General features: G+C 38.7%; 1 pseudogene. It reads right to left on the reverse strand.

Annotation, left to right across the window (positions count from 1 at the left end):
* Nucleotides 1–9: 9 nt before the first annotated feature.
* A pseudogene (locus tag ACFIO3_RS13690) lies at nt 10–1,071 on the reverse strand (tol-pal system protein); the annotation flags it as partial.

The following is a 1,071-nucleotide window of genomic DNA, read 5'->3' on the forward strand; positions in this document are numbered from 1 at the left end:
CCTCGCTGTTTATTTTGCAGGTTTACAAAAAACAGATGCTAATGTTTGTTGACGTTTTGATTTTTTCACAAAATGAGTACAATCCTCTTTATTCACCTCAAGGGCAACCATACTTCTTGCTAATTTTAACAAAATTTCAGAAGTATAAAGCTTCTTTTTATCTGCATACCATGCCGTAAGATAAACTTGTGCGGCTTCATGATAGCGTTTTTGCCCCAACAAAGATTCTGCCAACCAAAACAAAGCATCATCACTCAAAGGATCTTTTTTGTAACGATTTTGAAAAGTGCAAAAGGTTTTTTCAGCTTCAACATAGTTGGCGGAACGAATAAAATCATAACCTTCTTTATACAAAGCTTTGGAAGAAAAAAGAGCCTCATCTGCACTCTGTTGTTCTTCAATATGATCACTTACATCATGAGCTTTTTTTAAATGATCTCCTGTTTCATTCGCATCTTTATGATTTTTTTTCAAATGGTTACTGTTTTCATGATCATGGCGCTTCCCCTTAGCCTCTGCAAAAGCAACCTCTATCTGATCACCTGTACTATGATCCTGCACCATCTCTTTTTTTACAGTCTGAGATTGTTCATCTAAAGCGGCATTTTCAAAGGAACAAGAATAAACAGAAGAGTCTTTTTTACCAAAAAGCCGAGAAAACTGCTTGTTAACATTTTTCAAATTGTTATGCTCAAGCACCGCTCGTATCTTATGCAAAAGCTTATCTAAATCATAATCTTTAAATAAATCCTGTTGATTTTCTAAAATAATTCCTCGGTATTCCGCAATATCCGACGCTTTCTTTACCGCATCAGATGCGGCTTTACCCGCAGCATCAGGGGTGTTTTTCATCACATCAGAAGCTTTATCGGCAGCATCCGTAGCTTTCTTTACTGCATCAGATGCGGCTTTACCCGCAGCATCAGGGGTGTTTTTCATCACATCAGAAGCTTTATCGGCAGCATCCGTGGCTTTCTTTACCGCGTCAGATGCGGCTTTACCCGCAGCATCAGGGGTGTTTTTCATCATATCAGAAGCTTTATCGGCAGCATCCGTGGCTTTCTTTACCGC

It is taken from the genome of Bartonella sp. AD328YNZD (genome assembly GCF_042196425.1).